The sequence below is a fragment of the Williamwhitmania taraxaci genome (assembly GCF_900096565.1).
Lineage (GTDB): Bacteria > Bacteroidota > Bacteroidia > Bacteroidales > Williamwhitmaniaceae > Williamwhitmania > Williamwhitmania taraxaci.
This window is the reverse complement of the sequence record NZ_FMYP01000001.1, coordinates 84,761-99,881: the sequence shown is the minus strand read 5'-3', so window position 1 is coordinate 99,881 and position 15,121 is coordinate 84,761. Positions and strand designations below refer to the sequence as shown.

At 44.6% G+C, this 15,121-nt stretch carries 12 protein-coding genes and 1 other RNA gene; 11 read left to right on the top strand and 2 right to left on the bottom strand.

Annotated elements, in window-relative coordinates; genetic code table 11:
- The first annotated feature begins 4 nt into the window (after nt 1–4).
- The 8 genes from BLS65_RS00355 (at nt 5) to BLS65_RS00320 (ending at nt 9,150) form a co-directional block, all read left to right on the top strand.
- Nucleotides 5–1,099 (top strand): chorismate mutase, encoded by a 1,095-nt coding sequence (locus BLS65_RS00355; RefSeq protein WP_092434232.1) that lies wholly within the window; start codon nt 5–7, stop codon nt 1,097–1,099.
- 49 nt (nt 1,100–1,148) lie between these two features.
- The gene (gene aroB / locus BLS65_RS00350) at nt 1,149–2,171 is read left to right on the top strand and encodes a 3-dehydroquinate synthase (protein ID WP_092434229.1); all 1,023 of its coding nucleotides are present in this window, start codon (nt 1,149–1,151) and stop codon (nt 2,169–2,171) included.
- 21 nt (nt 2,172–2,192) lie between these two features.
- On the top strand, nt 2,193–2,831 hold the full coding sequence (locus BLS65_RS00345) for a type I 3-dehydroquinate dehydratase (RefSeq protein WP_092434034.1): 639 nt from the start codon (nt 2,193–2,195) through the stop codon (nt 2,829–2,831).
- Complete coding sequence (locus BLS65_RS00340) at nt 2,821–3,762, top strand: shikimate dehydrogenase family protein (RefSeq protein WP_092434033.1); 942 nt, start codon at nt 2,821–2,823, stop codon at nt 3,760–3,762. Before BLS65_RS00345 ends, BLS65_RS00340 begins: the two co-directional genes overlap by 11 nt.
- Nucleotides 3,731–4,978, top strand: coding sequence for a 3-phosphoshikimate 1-carboxyvinyltransferase (gene aroA / locus BLS65_RS00335; RefSeq protein ID WP_092434030.1), 1,248 nt, complete (start codon nt 3,731–3,733; stop codon nt 4,976–4,978). The genes BLS65_RS00340 and aroA overlap by 32 nt, the downstream gene beginning before the upstream one ends.
- Nucleotides 4,979–5,127: 149 nt before the next feature.
- Nucleotides 5,128–6,111 carry a chorismate synthase gene (locus tag BLS65_RS00330; protein WP_092434027.1) on the top strand — a complete coding sequence of 328 codons (984 nt, stop codon included), beginning with the start codon at nt 5,128–5,130 and terminating at the stop codon, nt 6,109–6,111.
- Between the two features lie 73 nt (nt 6,112–6,184).
- Nucleotides 6,185–6,585, top strand: a transfer-messenger RNA (tmRNA) gene (gene ssrA, locus BLS65_RS00325).
- A gap of 207 nt (nt 6,586–6,792) precedes the next feature.
- Entirely contained in the window at nt 6,793–9,150 is a 2,358-nt protein-coding gene (locus BLS65_RS00320) for an ATP-binding protein (RefSeq protein ID WP_092434026.1), read from the top strand.
- 62 nt (nt 9,151–9,212) lie between these two features.
- On the opposite strand, the gene BLS65_RS00315 is transcribed toward BLS65_RS00320, so the two are convergent.
- Nucleotides 9,213–9,470 (bottom strand): SemiSWEET transporter, encoded by a 258-nt coding sequence (locus tag BLS65_RS00315; protein ID WP_092434022.1) that lies wholly within the window; start codon nt 9,468–9,470, stop codon nt 9,213–9,215.
- Between the two features lie 306 nt (nt 9,471–9,776).
- Here BLS65_RS00315 and BLS65_RS00310 point away from each other — a divergent pair, with 306 nt between their 5' ends.
- The 3 genes from BLS65_RS00310 (at nt 9,777) to BLS65_RS00300 (ending at nt 14,597) form a co-directional block, all read left to right on the top strand.
- Nucleotides 9,777–12,164: a TonB-dependent receptor gene (locus BLS65_RS00310; RefSeq protein WP_092434020.1), complete on the top strand. Its 2,388-nt coding sequence runs from the start codon at nt 9,777–9,779 to the stop codon at nt 12,162–12,164.
- 238 nt (nt 12,165–12,402) lie between these two features.
- Nucleotides 12,403–13,140, top strand: a complete 738-nt coding sequence (locus tag BLS65_RS00305; protein ID WP_092434018.1) for a hypothetical protein — start codon at nt 12,403–12,405, stop codon at nt 13,138–13,140.
- Nucleotides 13,141–13,679: 539 nt separating this feature from the next.
- Nucleotides 13,680–14,597: a TIGR01777 family oxidoreductase gene (locus tag BLS65_RS00300; protein ID WP_092434015.1), complete on the top strand. Its 918-nt coding sequence runs from the start codon at nt 13,680–13,682 to the stop codon at nt 14,595–14,597.
- Here BLS65_RS00300 and BLS65_RS00295 read toward each other — a convergent pair.
- Entirely contained in the window at nt 14,594–14,977 is a 384-nt protein-coding gene (locus BLS65_RS00295) for a VanZ family protein (RefSeq protein WP_092434014.1), read from the bottom strand. The two genes, BLS65_RS00300 and BLS65_RS00295, sit on opposite strands and share 4 nt — an antisense overlap.
- Between the last annotated feature and the right edge of the window lie 144 nt (nt 14,978–15,121).

Here is a 15,121-nt window from a genome sequence, read left to right as displayed (position 1 = left end):
AATGATGGAAAATAAGAAATTTCAAGGAATTATTCCTCCCGAAAAATGGATTAAAGACTGCAGCACACCTCTAATTATAGCAGGACCGTGCAGTGCTGAAACAGAAGAACAGGTAATGCAAACGGCTCATCAGCTCAAGAATACAGGAGTTGTGCAGATATTTCGTGCAGGTATTTGGAAACCGCGAACCCAGCCAAACACATTTGAAGGCGTAGGCAGCGTTGGCCTTGAATGGCTACAGCGAGTGAAGCGGGAAACCGGAATGTCTGTTGCCACAGAGGTTGGCTCAGCAAAACATGTTTTTGAGGCAATAAAGTATGGTGTCGATTTATTATGGATTGGGGCCCGCACTACCTCCAATCCATTTGCCATTCAAGAGATTGCCGATGCACTCCAAGGCGCCGACATTCCAGTTCTTGTAAAAAACCCGCTGAGCCCGGACCTCGATCTTTGGATTGGGGCTATTGAAAGGCTACATGCTGTTGGTCTTCGGAAGTTAGGAGCCATTCATCGTGGCTTTTTCAGTTGGGAGAAAACCGACCTTCGAAACCAACCTTGCTGGCACATCCCACTGTCCATGATGCGTCAATTTCCGGATCTTCCCATAATTTGTGATCCCAGCCATATTGCTGGTAAGCGCGAGTTGGTGCCCGAGATTGCCCAGCGCGCTTACGACCTGCGCATGCATGGGTTGATGGTAGAGACCCATATCAACCCAGATAATGCATGGAGCGATGCCCGCCAGCAGCTAACCCCAGCCAATTTTTCCGAGATGATTCAATCGTTAGTTGGTACAGACTCCGATGAGCCTTACAACCATAATCTCAACGACCTACGTACCGAGATTGACGAAATCGACGAACAGCTATTGGGAATGGTTGCCCGAAGAATGCGAACGGTAGAGAAAATTGCTCATCTCAAAGAGGAAGAGAAGTTGAATGTAATTCAACCAAAACGCTGGCAAGATGTTTTAGTGAATGTTAAGACTAAGGCCGAAAGTCGTGGCTTGCGTCCCACTTTTGCCGAAGGTCTTTTTAATGCTATCCACGAGGAGTCGGTGTTGCTTCAATCAAATATTATTCGGAGTAATCAACCGTAAGTATTAAATTATGACCTAACTTTATACTCGAATACCAATGCGCACTGCCATGAAAACAATTGAGGTAAAAGGAGAAAAGTCAAACTCATCTATTTTTATAGGGGAGAGTCTATTAAAACTTCTCAATTACACTCCAGTTGAGAACGTATTTATTGTAACCGATTCCAATGTTGAGCAACTATACCAGAGCCACTTTCCTAAATTTCCCGTTTTTGTATTAAAACCTGGAGAAGCCCAAAAAAATTTATCCAACGCGGAGGCCATATACCAGTGGCTTCTGGATAATGGGGCCGATCGCAGTTCCTTTATAGTGGGAATTGGTGGCGGAGTGGTGTGCGATATGGCCGGTTTTATCGCCTCCACCTACATGCGTGGTGTAAGATTTGGCTTTGTTTCTTCCACGCTTTTATCTCAGGTAGATGCCAGCATAGGAGGAAAAAACGGTCTCGATCTGGACAACTATAAAAATGTAATTGGAACATTCAACCAACCTGAGTTTGTAATCTGCGATACAGCCCTGCTTGTCACGCTTCCTATTACCGAACTGCGTTGTGGCCTTGCCGAGGTGGTTAAGCACACGCTTATTTCGGATAGGAAAATGTTTGAATTTCTAGAACAAAATTATAGCCGAGCATTATCGCTTGAAAAAGAAGTAATCGACTTACTCGTTGAGCATTCAGTTGAAACAAAAGCAGGCATTGTTAATCGTGACGAAAAAGAAAAAGGCGAACGTAGAAAGTTGAACCTGGGACATACGTGGGGACATGCCATTGAGAAAATCACAGGCATACCGCATGGCGAAGCGGTTAGCATTGGTATTGCATTCACTGCGTGGCTGTCGGAGAAGCGTGGATTGCTTTCCTCAACAGAACGTGATAGAATAATTGCACTGCTCCACCTCCTCGGTCTCCCTACCTCATCGGACGTTTCGCGTGAAGCAGCCATGGAGGCTTTGCTGCACGACAAGAAAAAAGAGGGCACAAAAATGCATTTTGTTCTCATGGAAGGTATCGGAAATGTTACTGTTGAAGCAATTTCGATAGAAGAACTCAAGAGGTCCATCCTCGAATAGACATAACTAATCTTTTGAGATATGATTTGTGTGAGCATCTCGGGTCAAACGGCAAGCCAAATACTGGAAGAGTTGAACCACGTTTCAATGGCTGAAATTCGGTTAGATCTTCTAAATCTTTCCGACAACGAAATTATGGAGGTGTTTGAAGCACACCCAAACCTAATAGCAACCTACCGACCAGGGCGCGTTACGGAAATAGAAAGAACCCGACAGCTTAAGCTAGCCTTGAAACATGGAGCAACATGGATCGACATAGAACTTGAAGCACCTACCGATTGGAAAAAAGAGATGATCATGTTCGCATCGAAGTTGGGAAAGAAAGTTATTATTAGCACCCACAATTTCGAAAAAACACCCACAACCGATGAACTTCTATCACTTGTGGAAGTTATGCAAAAAGAGGGCGCCGACCTTGTGAAGTTGGCTTGCCTTGCCGATTCGGCTGCCGCTTGTGCACGTCTTCTCTCACTCTATGAACGATATAAAAACATACTCGTAATTGGGATGGGGCCACATGGTAGCATTACCCGCATTGCCGCACCTTTTCTTGGTGCCCCCTTCACTTTTGCGGCTGGAACAGCAGGAAAAACTGCCCCCGGCCAATTTACCTTCTCCGAAATGCAACGAGCCATACAACTAATTAATCATGGAGAATAAAATGCAACTTTTAGCCGTTTTCGGTAAACCGGTATTACACAGCAAGAGCCCACAAATATTCAACACCCTATTTTCAAAATCCAACATTGATGCCTTTTACACACGGTTTCGGGTTGAATCGGGACATGAAGTAGTTGATGCTATACGCAACTTTGGAATTGCTGGCGCCAACATAACCACACCCTTTAAGGAGGCTGTACTCATGTGTCTCAACAGCGTGAGTAATGAAGTGATGACTATTGGGAGCATAAACACCATTGTTTTTAAGGACGGAAAAACCATAGGCTATAATACCGATTACTATGGGGTGACAAAAGCCATTGAAGACTCAGGCGTTAAGATAAAAGGGAAATCTGCGATAGTGCTTGGAGCCGGAGGAGCAGGTAAGGCTGCGGCCTATGGACTGGCAAAAGAGGGAGCTTCAGTAACCATAGTAAACCGAACACTTCTAAAAGCAGAAAAGGCGGCAAAGAAGTTAGGCTGTAATTTTGCGCCAATGGAGCAGTTGGCAATGCTGCTGAAAACTACGGATGTGTTGGTATCCACCATTCTTCCCGATGCAAACCCACTGCTCGGAATAACACTTCCTAGCAACCTTGCAGTACTCGATGCCAACTATAGAACATCGTCAATTGCAGCCCAAGCCACAGAGCAGGGATGTAAGATAATTCCTGGGGAGCGCTGGCTTCTGAGACAGGCCGAACTGGCCTACTTTCATTTTTTTGGAGATTGGCCGAACATCGAAACAATGGAACAAGCGCTGTTAAACGCAAAACCAGCCAATCCCGACCTTCTGCACTGTGTCGAGTTGGAGAATAAATCCATTATTACCTCTCAAAAATCCGAATTGGTAATACCTATAGACGACAAAACCGAAATGGAATTAGTAGATATACTCGATGAAGAAAGAAGTAAGGCCTTCGGCAATTAAGGGAACCATAACTGCACCCGCCTCCAAGAGTATGGTTCAGCGCGCTATTGCCGCAGCGCTACTTTCGCATGGCAAAAGTATAATCACCAATCCCGGCAACAGCAACGATTGCGTAGCGGCAATATCGATTGCTCGAGCGCTGGGTGCCACAGTTACTGTATTGCCCAATAGTTTGGAAATAATAGGAACTAGTGGAATTACAAACAACCACCTGCACTGTGGCGAATCGGGGTTAAGCATTCGAATGTTCACCCCCATTGCCGCTTCGTTCTCGGAAGAAATTTCGCTAATGGGAGAAGGTTCGCTCACTATACGCCCCATGGCTACAATGGAATCGCCACTACAGCAGCTGGGCGCATATTGCAAAACCACACATGGATTAATTCCCATCGTGGTAAAGGGACCATTGCACGGAGGCAAAGCAGCGCTCGACGGTTCGTTAGGATCGCAAATATTAACGGGGCTTTTGATGGCTGCCCCTCGTGCAAAAGAAGATGTAACGCTTCAGGTTAAGAACCTTCAAAGCAAACCATACATAGACCTTACGCTTGAGGTAATGAAAGCCTTTGGCGTCTCCGCCGACAACTACAATTACGAAGAGTTCTTCATTAAGGCCAACCAGAAATATCAACCGACGAACTTTAACGTGGAAGGCGACTGGAGTGGCGCAGCATTCCTGCTGGTTGCCGGTGCAATTGCAGGAAGAATCAGAGTCGAAAACATAACCACTTCGTCCCGCCAAGCCGACAAAGCAATCATGCAGGCAATCATGCAGGCAGGAGCCATTGTAAATGAGAAGAGTAACGCAATTGAGGTTTGCCATGCACCGCTGTCGTCCTTCTCGTTCGACGCCACCGATTGCCCTGACCTGTTTCCCCCGCTCGTGACCCTAGCTGCAGCATGTGGTGGTGTATCATCCATCAGAGGGGTGGGCCGCCTGGAACATAAGGAGAGTAACCGAAGTTTAGCCCTACAAGCGGAATACAAGAAAATGGGAATTAACATCGAAGTAGATGGCGATACCATGCTTGTAACCGGAGGCCCCATAAGCGCAGCAACCATCGATTCGCACAACGACCATCGCATTGCTATGGCAACTGCTATTTCAGGACTAACAGCCAATGGCACAGTTTTCATCGAAGGGGCCGAATGCGTTGCCAAATCATATCCAGCGTTTTTCGACGACCTAAATACAATTTGTAAATTACCAATTTGAAGATTTGAGAATAAAAATTAAGTAGGAAGATGCTCTATTCGCTGTTGCCTGTCCGATAGCAACGTTAAGTTAATTGTTAGTATAAATCGGTCAACACTAATCAGGGATGGTCATCTTTTAACCTTTAACTTTAAACCATTAATCTCTATATGAATAATTTCGGAAGACTTTTTCGCATCAGCATATTTGGAGAATCACACGGAAAATCGATTGGCATTACCATCGATGGATGCCCTCCTGGCATTGCATTACAGGAACCAGATTTCACACCCGATCTTTCGCGACGTAAAAGCGGAGCCAAAGGAACGACTCCACGCAACGAGGAGGATTTACCCGATATTATTTCCGGCACTTTCAACGGATATACTACTGGAGCCCCCATTACCGTTCTCTTTCGAAATAGCAATACCCGCTCCGCCGATTACGCCAACCTTCAGGCATCGCCACGCCCCGGCCATGCCGATTTTGTGTCGAACGCAAAATACCACGGATTTCAGGACTTCCGCGGTGGCGGCCATTTCTCGGGTAGACTTACCCTTGCCCTTGTTGCTGCCGGCGTAGTAGCCAAAAAGATGATAGCCCCTGTGGAGATAAATGCATACTTGACTCAAGCAGGAGGTAGCACCAACATCGACGAAGCCATTGAAAAAGCCCTTGCCACCAAGGATTCCATTGGTGGTATTGTAGAGTGCAGCGCCTCCAAACTTCCCGTTGGCTGGGGCGAACCATTTTTCGATAGCGTGGAATCCATAATCAGCCACCTGGTATTTGCTATTCCTGCCATTAAGGGTATTGAGTTTGGAAGTGGTTTTGCCGCAGCAAAAATGAATGGAAGCGAACACAACGATGCCATTATTAACCCAGAAGGAAAGACAGCCACCAACAATGCCGGAGGTATTAACGGAGGTATTACCAACGGAAACAACTTGGTGTTTAGGGTTGCCGTAAAACCAACCTCCAGCATCGGTAAAAGTCAGCAAACGTTGAATAGTATTAGCGGAAAAGTTGAAGATTTAACGATTGAAGGCCGCCACGATGCCTGCATAGCACTACGCGTGCCGGTAATACTAGAGGCAGTTACTGCCATTGCACTGGCCGACCTGCAGCGGGTAGCTCAGGCTCAGAAGGTCTAGACCTCGAAAAATCATTTTGCATGGAGATAACAATAATCGTTTGGATGTTGTATCTTTGCAGAACTTACAACACGGGGTTGACTTGGTTTTGACAGCAAGCAGAAACGGGTTGGAAGCATGCCGAGCGTTGCGTTTTTTGCTCGTAAATATCAATGCGCACACTTTCATACGGCGAAAACAATTACGCTCTTGCTGCTTAATCACACTTAGTGCGATTAGCTTCATTCCTTGCTCAAGGTAGTAGGGAACGAGATGTCTCGCCAAGGGTTCCGTCCTGTAACCCTTGACAAATGAGGCACCGAAAATTCAGGAATAGCTGGGAATACGCCTCTACCCCCCGGCGAGATTAAGAGGATAAGGAATGGCTCGGGCTCTCTTCACCACGCCATTTTCGAAAATCAAGAGGAGATAAGCATGTAGAAACCAGCTGGCTTCCTTGTTTGGACCCGGGTTCGACTCCCGGCAGCTCCACAAAAAAACGCTCTCCAAATTTGGAGAGCGTTTTTTTTAAGTCAAAAAGCACCCACTCTGCATTTAACACCAAAACAACAACCTTTAGTAGTCACGCTACTCGATTACAACACCGAAATACAACTTCTATCAACTATTGTTTCAAAAGTGGTGATTTATTAAAAACAAAACTATTTTTGTATTCTCTCGCATTTCCATAAACCCGACATAATGCAGCAAAAGCCCATTAAAACAATTGCATCAGCCATTCGTCGTTATGTGCTAATGGTTTCTGTTATCTCCTTCTCCATTGTATTCTTCCTGAATTTAGGATTAGAATATAGGAAACTTCGCATGGAAGGAATCCAGGTAAGAGCCGATTACCTCAAACAACAAAAAGCCACCATACAAGAAGAGGTAACCAAAGCCATCAACCTCATCGAATTTAAGCGGATTAGGAGTTTCAAGGAAATTGAGACTGAACTCCAACGGCTTGTGCTCGAGGGCTCCAAAAACCCTAGCTATACCACTCGGCTGGATTCACCCCAAAGCATTTCAGAATTAACGCAACCGAACCATCAATGCATAGCGAACAAGGGCAGGTGTTTAACTCACGTTTTTTCTATTGCAGTCGACAAACTCTCCCCTCTACTCTCGAATGGTATCTTAAAAAACCCCTATCGGGAGCTTATTACCACTAACCAAGTCCTCGATTTGCTAAAAAAAACTGGAGAATGCAAGCTTATACATAGATCAAATACCAGCGAAAACCCAACTGAAACAATTATTCACCTAATCAAGCCATCATTAACCCATCCAATAGTCTTTGGCATAGCCCAAGACTGGACGCTCCAGCTAAAGGAAACTAAAACAGAAATCCTGCGTGAGTTGGCACGATACAGGTTTGGACCCAACCAAGAGGGATATATCTTTGTGAATACTTGGAGTGGTGATCCCCTGATAATCAATGGCGAGTTGGCAATTGGAAAACCCAACATGTTTGACATTACCGATCCAAATGGAGTAAAGGTTCTTCAGAAGGAAAGGGAGTTGGCTCGTTCCTCAAATGGAGGGTTTATGGAGTATTCATGGAAGAAACTACCTCGGCCGGGGGTAGATACTATTCCAATGAAGAAAATTTCGTTTATCATGGGGGTAATGGATTGGAAATGGATCGTAGGGGCAGGTCTGTATCTCGATGAACTGGAACAACTTGCAGCTATATCAGAAGAGAAACAGATCAAGTCATTCTATAGTTCCATATTCTCATTTGGGTTCTTTTTAGTAATAAGCTTTGTTCTTACATCAGTCTTCGCGAAGTTCCTTCAGAAGAAAATCAATAAGAATACCGAATCTTTGCAAGATTTTGTCACAGCCATTTCCCAAAAAGAAGAAAAAGTAAATCTCAAAAAATGGGATTTCGATTTCTATGACTTTAATCTACTAGCTAGACATATTGGGGGGATCGAACTCAGCCGCAGGGCAATGGAGGATAACTTTAAACGGTTAGTTTCACTTTACCCAAACCCAACTATTATTCAAAACGACGATGGCATTCAGTTTGTTAACGAAGCGTGGGTAAATCAAGTTGGCTACACAGTTGAGGATATACCAACCAATAACCATTGGTTTTCATTGGCATATCCCGACCCGGAATTACGCACCCACCTACTTAAAAAATGGAAAATATTTATTGAGACCGATCCGCTCGATGGAAAAACGGTAGTTGATGTGCCTGTGGTTTGCAAAGATGGCACAACCAAGCTCTTTACATTCAGAACTAGTCGGGTACTCGACGATCAACTAATGGTTACCCTTTATGACAGCACAAAGCAAAAGCAGTATGAACAAGAATTGCTGTACGCGAAACAAAAGGCAGAAGAATCGGATCGGTTGAAATCCGCATTCTTGGCCAACATGTCGCATGAAATCCGCACACCAATGAATGCCATTGTTGGCTTTTCCTCGCTCCTCCAGAAGCAAGGATTATCGGAGCAGAAGAAAGAAAAATACATAAACTTCATTCGTAACTCGGGAAACACACTTCTTAACCTTATCAATGATATCATTGACATTTCGAAGATTGAGTCGGGCCAACTGAAGATAATTTACCAAGAAACAGATATAAACAAGCTACTGACGGAAATACATGCCATTGAACGGGAAATATTTAAAAGAGAAGAGTTCTCGGATGTTATGCTTCGCATGGATTGCTCTGCAAAGGTGACGATGCAGGTTGATCCTGCTCGTTTAAAACAGATATTTACCAACCTGATTAGCAATGCTCGCAAATTTACAGCGAAGGGATCTGTTGAATTTGGGATTTATCCAGTAAAAGCAGAGGATGCTTCAATTACCTTCTTCTGCAAAGATAGCGGAGTTGGAATTCCACCGGAAAGGCTTATCACAATCTTCGAGCGATTTCGGACATATGATTTCGACTCCGGCGAACGTGTCACCCGTGGCACAGGGCTGGGGCTCTCTATCACCCAAAATCTAATAGAGCTAATGGGTGGTGCTATTAAAGTGGAATCAAAACTAGGAGAAGGAAGCACCTTTACCTTTGTTTTGCCACGACATAATGCTTAATCAGTAACTCAAATTCTTACAGAACAGTTTATTCCGAGCAATCTCGGGTTAAAGAGTTATCTTTACTTTTTTTTCTTGATCTTCAAGAAAAGGATGGTAAGCGAGGCAATCAGCGTGAATGCATTGGCAAAAATTATCGGTTTATCGCCTACCATTAATCCATAGGCAAACCAGAGAATAAGCCCCACGTTGATTATGGAATACATTACCAGCGATATGCTTTCGGTATCCCGCGTTTTAATAATCTTATAGGCCTGAGGATAAAACGATAAGGTAGTGAGGGTGGCGGCCACAAAACCAGTAACTTCTGCGATGCTCATTTTTTCTTTCAAAAATAGGGAAAAAGTGACAATTCAAACTCCAATGGTATAGAAACAATTACTTTTTCATCTGATCCTGACTGATAAAGATAAACCGCGATACTCTGTTTACAATTAAACTCACAAACAATGAACAAACGTTTTTAAAAAGCGTTTATTGATCTAGACAGTAAAAAAATGCTGGAAGTATTACTTCAGAAAATTGTCACTTTCCATTTGAATTAAGTGCAGCGCATTAATCATCAAGTTTCTTATTAATGAATTGCAAATATTTTAAAAACAGAAATTAAAACAAAAGCCATTTCGATGAGAAAGATATTACTGCTATTACTTGTTGCACTGAGCACTATCACAGCCTTAGGTCAGAATAGTGGAATTATAAAAGGTCGAGTATACAACCTCAAGAATAATGAACCTATTCCATTTGTTAATATAGTTATTTGGGGTACAAATATTGGTACGGTTTCCGATTTCGAAGGCGAATTTATCTTCACTGGCCTGCAACCCGGCTTTGCAGAGGTATCGGCCTCGTCGATAGGATTCAAACCCTATGTTTCGCCAGAGTTGAGGGTTACCAATGCTGCAACTACTAACCTCGACATTGGTATGGAAGAAACCTCTATTGCTATTCAAGAGGTGACGGTGAGAGGTTCTGCATTCAGAAAAAGTGAGGAAAGTCCAGTTTCATTACAAAGGATAGGCATCTCCGAAATTGAAAAAGCACCCGGAGCCAATCGCGATATATCGAAGGTTATTCAGTCGTTTCCTGGAGTATCATCCTCCGCATCTTTCCGCAACGATGTGATTGTGCGCGGTGGCGGACCCAACGAGAACCGATTCTACCTCGATGGCGTGGAAATCCCCACCATCAACCACTTCTCCACCCAAGGATCATCGGGTGGTCCGGTTGGAATCATCAATGTTGACTTTGTGCGTGAAGTAAACTTCTACTCAGGGGCTTTCCCTGCCAACAAGGGGAATGCACTCAGCTCCATTCTCGACTTTAGATTGGTGGATGGCAACCGCGACCGATTAAAGGTTAAGGGTATATTGGGTGCATCCGATCTGGGAATTACCCTCGATGGCCCTATTTCAGAGCGAACCACCTTTATTGTATCGGCGCGACGTAGCTACTTACAGTTCCTGTTCAACATTATTGGACTACCCTTTCTCCCCACCTACAACGACTTACAGTTTAAGGTAAAAACCCGAATCGATTCAAAAAACGAAATTGTTTTTCTTGGGTTAGGTGCTCTAGATCAATTCAAACTCAATACAGGGATAAAGAACCCAACCGAAGATCAGCAATTTTTACTAAAGACGCTGCCTATAAACGAGCAGTGGAACTATACCGTGGGTGTCGTGTATAAACACTACCGCGCCAATGGAACCGATACATGGGTGGTGAGTAGGAGTTTCCTAAACAATACGGCCTACAAATACAATAACAACGACAATAATTCCTATAAAATTCTAGATTACAGCTCCACTGAGGCGGAAAATAAACTCCGATACGAATACGATAGGCAAACCCTGTCGGGCATAAAGATAAATGCAGGTGCACTGGGCGAGTATGTGGACTACTCGAACCAAACCTATCGCCTCATAGCATCGGGAAATGGATCAGGAGTTGATGACTACAACCGAACATTGACCTACTTAAAATGGGGCCTATTTGGGCAGGTAACGAAGAGCGTATGGGACGATAAACTTTCCCTCTCGTTGGGACTAAGGTCCGACGCCAACAGCTATTCGACCGAGATGAATAACCTATTGCGCCAAATATCACCTCGTTTTTCGGCTTCTTATTCACTAACAGATAATTGGGTGCTCAACTTCAATACCGGACGCTACTACATGCAGCCATCGAACACATCCTTAGGCTTTGCCGATCAAAATGGAACCCTGGTAAACAAAGCCAACGGGTTGAAATACATTGCATCCAACCACCTAGTAGCCGGAGTGGAATACAATCCAAATGATGCAAGTAAGATTACGGCAGAAGCCTTCTATAAAACCTACTCCAACTATCCATTTTCACTCTCCGATTCGGTAGCCATATCGAGCAAGGGAGCCGATTTCGGAACCTTCGGCGATGAAGCGCTTCGATCTATTGGCAAGGGGCGTTCCTATGGATTGGAACTTCTCTACCGCACCAAGAATCTTATGGGAATAAATGCAATCATCGCCTATACGCTAGTGTGGAGCGAGGTACACAAAACCGATAAAAACCTTGAGAGCACCGGAGGATACAACCCAACCGCTTGGGACAATAGAAACTTAATAACCCTAACCGCTACTCGTGAGTTCCGGAAGGGATGGGAAGTTGGCGTGAGGTGGCGCTACCTTGGAGGTGCACCCTACACCCCTTACGATTTGGAACGATCGGCACTTGTTGATGTTTGGGACACTCAAAACCGCCCTTACTTAAACTATGGCAAGTTTAATACACTGCGGTATAAAGCCTTTCATCAGCTCGATGTGCGAATTGATAAAAGTTACTTCTTTAAAAAATGGAGTTTAAACTGCTACCTCGATATTCAAAACCTTTACAACTTTAAATCCGAACAGCAATCGAACTACTTATCCGCAGGTGTTAATGCCTCTGATCCTACTCGATACAACCTTAAGGAAATTCCTTCCGATGGATCGGGTACTGTATTGCCTACCATTGGAATAATTGTAGAGTTTTAACGGAATAGGGACGCCACATACGGGGTGCAATGGGAATTGGAGTTGTTTTATTACCAACGTCTGGCTCCTACGGAGCCCTCGGTAGAGAACGATGGGTTGCGTTGATGAATCGATGGGTGACGAAAAATAACCGATAGATGAATCCACAAAAACAAACACCAACGGCTACCTACTAAAAATAAGAATCGCAACGCATCTATTTTTTTCTTAAATTATACTTCTCTAAATCACATCAGATATGAGCACATTTAAGTTACTACTCCTTGCCGCTGCCGCCTTAAGTGTTGCGGCCTGCTCCACCCAGAAATCATCTACGGGTGAAACGGCTTTGCTGATTGAAACAAAACCCGATGTAAGTGGAAAGATTATTACCGTGGAGGTTCAGCAAGGTCCCGGGTTTAAGCACCCACTAATTGCCATTTGGACAGAAAAAGAAAATGGTGATTTCCTGCAGACACTATATGTTTCCAAATCCTTTGCTACCGGTGTATTCCGATACGGGGTAATGGAAGATGGGGTATGGAAAAAAGGTACGCGCCGTCATCCCTCTGCCCTTCCTTACTTTAGTCACAAGTTCGGCAACAAAACAACCGACGGCCTGTATCTTCCAACTAAGGAAAACCCCATTCCCGACGCCGTTTCGGGAGCAACACCATCAGGTTCGTTTACTCTAAAAGCTAAAAGCGCAGTGGCATTTAAGCGCTATAAAATCCTGATGGAAATAAACCAGCCTTGGGACTTCAATAACTACTGGTTCAACGACAAATTTCCGGGCGATGAGGAGTATCTCGCATCAGGCCAACCGGCACTAGTCTACTCCATCGACGTGGATACCGATAACGAGGACAAAGTTTACTTTTTGCAGCCCATTGGCATTAGTAGCTACAATGGCACTAACGGTAATCTAAATCCAGATATCTCCTCATTAACCACCGCATTCAAAATGGTTCAGAAGGTGAAGGTGACTGTGGAATAGAGGAAGACAGGAGAAGTTGAAAGATGGAAGTCGGAAGTCAGGAGACGGAAGTCCGAGACGTTAAAGGGTAAACGTTAAAGGTTAAAAGACGGGAGTCAGAAGTCGGAAGAGGTTGAAAGTCGGAGAGCAACGACGATACCGCGCTAGCGGGGTCGGAGAGCAACGACGATCCCGATTTATCGGGGTTAAAAGACGGAAGACCGGAGTCTGAAGTTGGCAGACGGAGTGGCGCCGTAGGTGCCAGATTATGGTAAAAGTGAAAATACACTTGAGTTGGCGGCGCGGACAAATGGTTGAAAATACATCTGTCGATGAACCGCCGCCTGAACGAAACGGTCAATAGATGAATGAAATTGGTTCTCAACTTGCAATAACAGGTGAACCGTGAAGCGAGCTCGCCGAAGGCAAAATTGAAGACTGAAGACCGAAGACCGAAGACTGAAGACCGAAGACTGAAGACTGAAGACTGAAGACTGAAGACTGAAGACTGAAGACCGCTTCCGTGCATCATTAAATCCAAATTTATCAATGACAGTCCAATGAAAAATATTGCGATTATTGGTGGTACCGGTTTTATCGGGAAAGAATTAGTTCCCGTGCTATTGGCAGAAGGCTTCACGCCCGTTATTGTCTCAAGAAGGAAACATATTCCCGACGATCATTCCGGGAATAGTGTGAAGCATATTCAGTGGGATGGAATAAGCCCGGGTGAACTTGCATCACACCTTAACGGTTTCTATGGCGTTATAAACCTTGCAGGCGAAGGAATTACAAACAAATTTTGGAGCCCTGCCCGTAAGAAACGGCTACTCGAAAGCCGCTACGATATCACAACAAACCTCGCAACGGCCTTTGCTTTAATGCATACGAAGCCTAAGGTTCTTATACAAGGATCAGCGGTTGGATACTACGGGCCCCAAATAAACGAAGCACAAGAGGGTAGCCCCAACGGAAAAGGCTTCCTGGCTGAGTTGACCCTACTGTGGGAAGGGGCGGCAAACAAAGCGGAGATCCTCAACATCCGAACAGTCTACCTCCGCACCGGAATAGTTCTCTCCAAAAAAGGCGGAGCATTCCCCAAGTTAATCCAACCATTTAAACTCTTTTTCGGAGGGAATATTGGCTCGGCAAACCGTATGATTCCATGGATTCACATTGAGGATGAGGTGAGGGCTATTTGCTTTCTCCTGAAAAACAGCACAATTAGAGGTGCCGTTAACCTAGTGGCACCGGAACCTTGTCGGCAGGAGGAGTTCAACCGAGAAGTTGCTACCCGATTACACAGGCCATTCTGGTTGCACATCCCAGCACTACTGGTTAAGTTGCTACCGGGAGGCATGGGTAAAGAAATATTTTTGACTGATCAAACCATCTCCCCGGCTGTGCTGGGCGCAGCTGGCTTCGAGTTCCGTTTCAAAACCATTAAAAGCGCCATGAACAACCTTCTGCCTATTTAATCCCGAAGAAGTGCTACTACGCGAAAAAGCAGCAGTCCAAAAGATAGCCCCACTAGGTTGGATAGTATATCGAATAGGTTGAACGATCGACCCGGTATAAAGTATTGAAGAACTTCAATGGAAATCCCCAGCACAATACATAGCAGAATCAACTTAATCCATGCAAACCGTTTAAATATAACGATATCATTGAGTTGAGCCATTGTAAATATGGCTACAATTCCAAAGAAGGCCAGCGCATGGCAGAGATAATCGGCACGGAAGGAGAAGGATTCAATGGTTACCCGACCGACACCTAACCCGGGAATTAGCGCCCCAACAAAAAGCGCTCCAATCCACAACCAAAAAATATAATCGAGCTTCGCTATAATCAGTTTCATGGTGGCCAAATTATATACTTTTTTCGAGAATGAAGTTGTATTAATACAGATAAATTAGCGAGAGGATATTCCTACTTATTGGGGATGCATTGAATGATTGGCACATTGCCCATTACACAGTGAAATATAGATGAGCAACTTCTG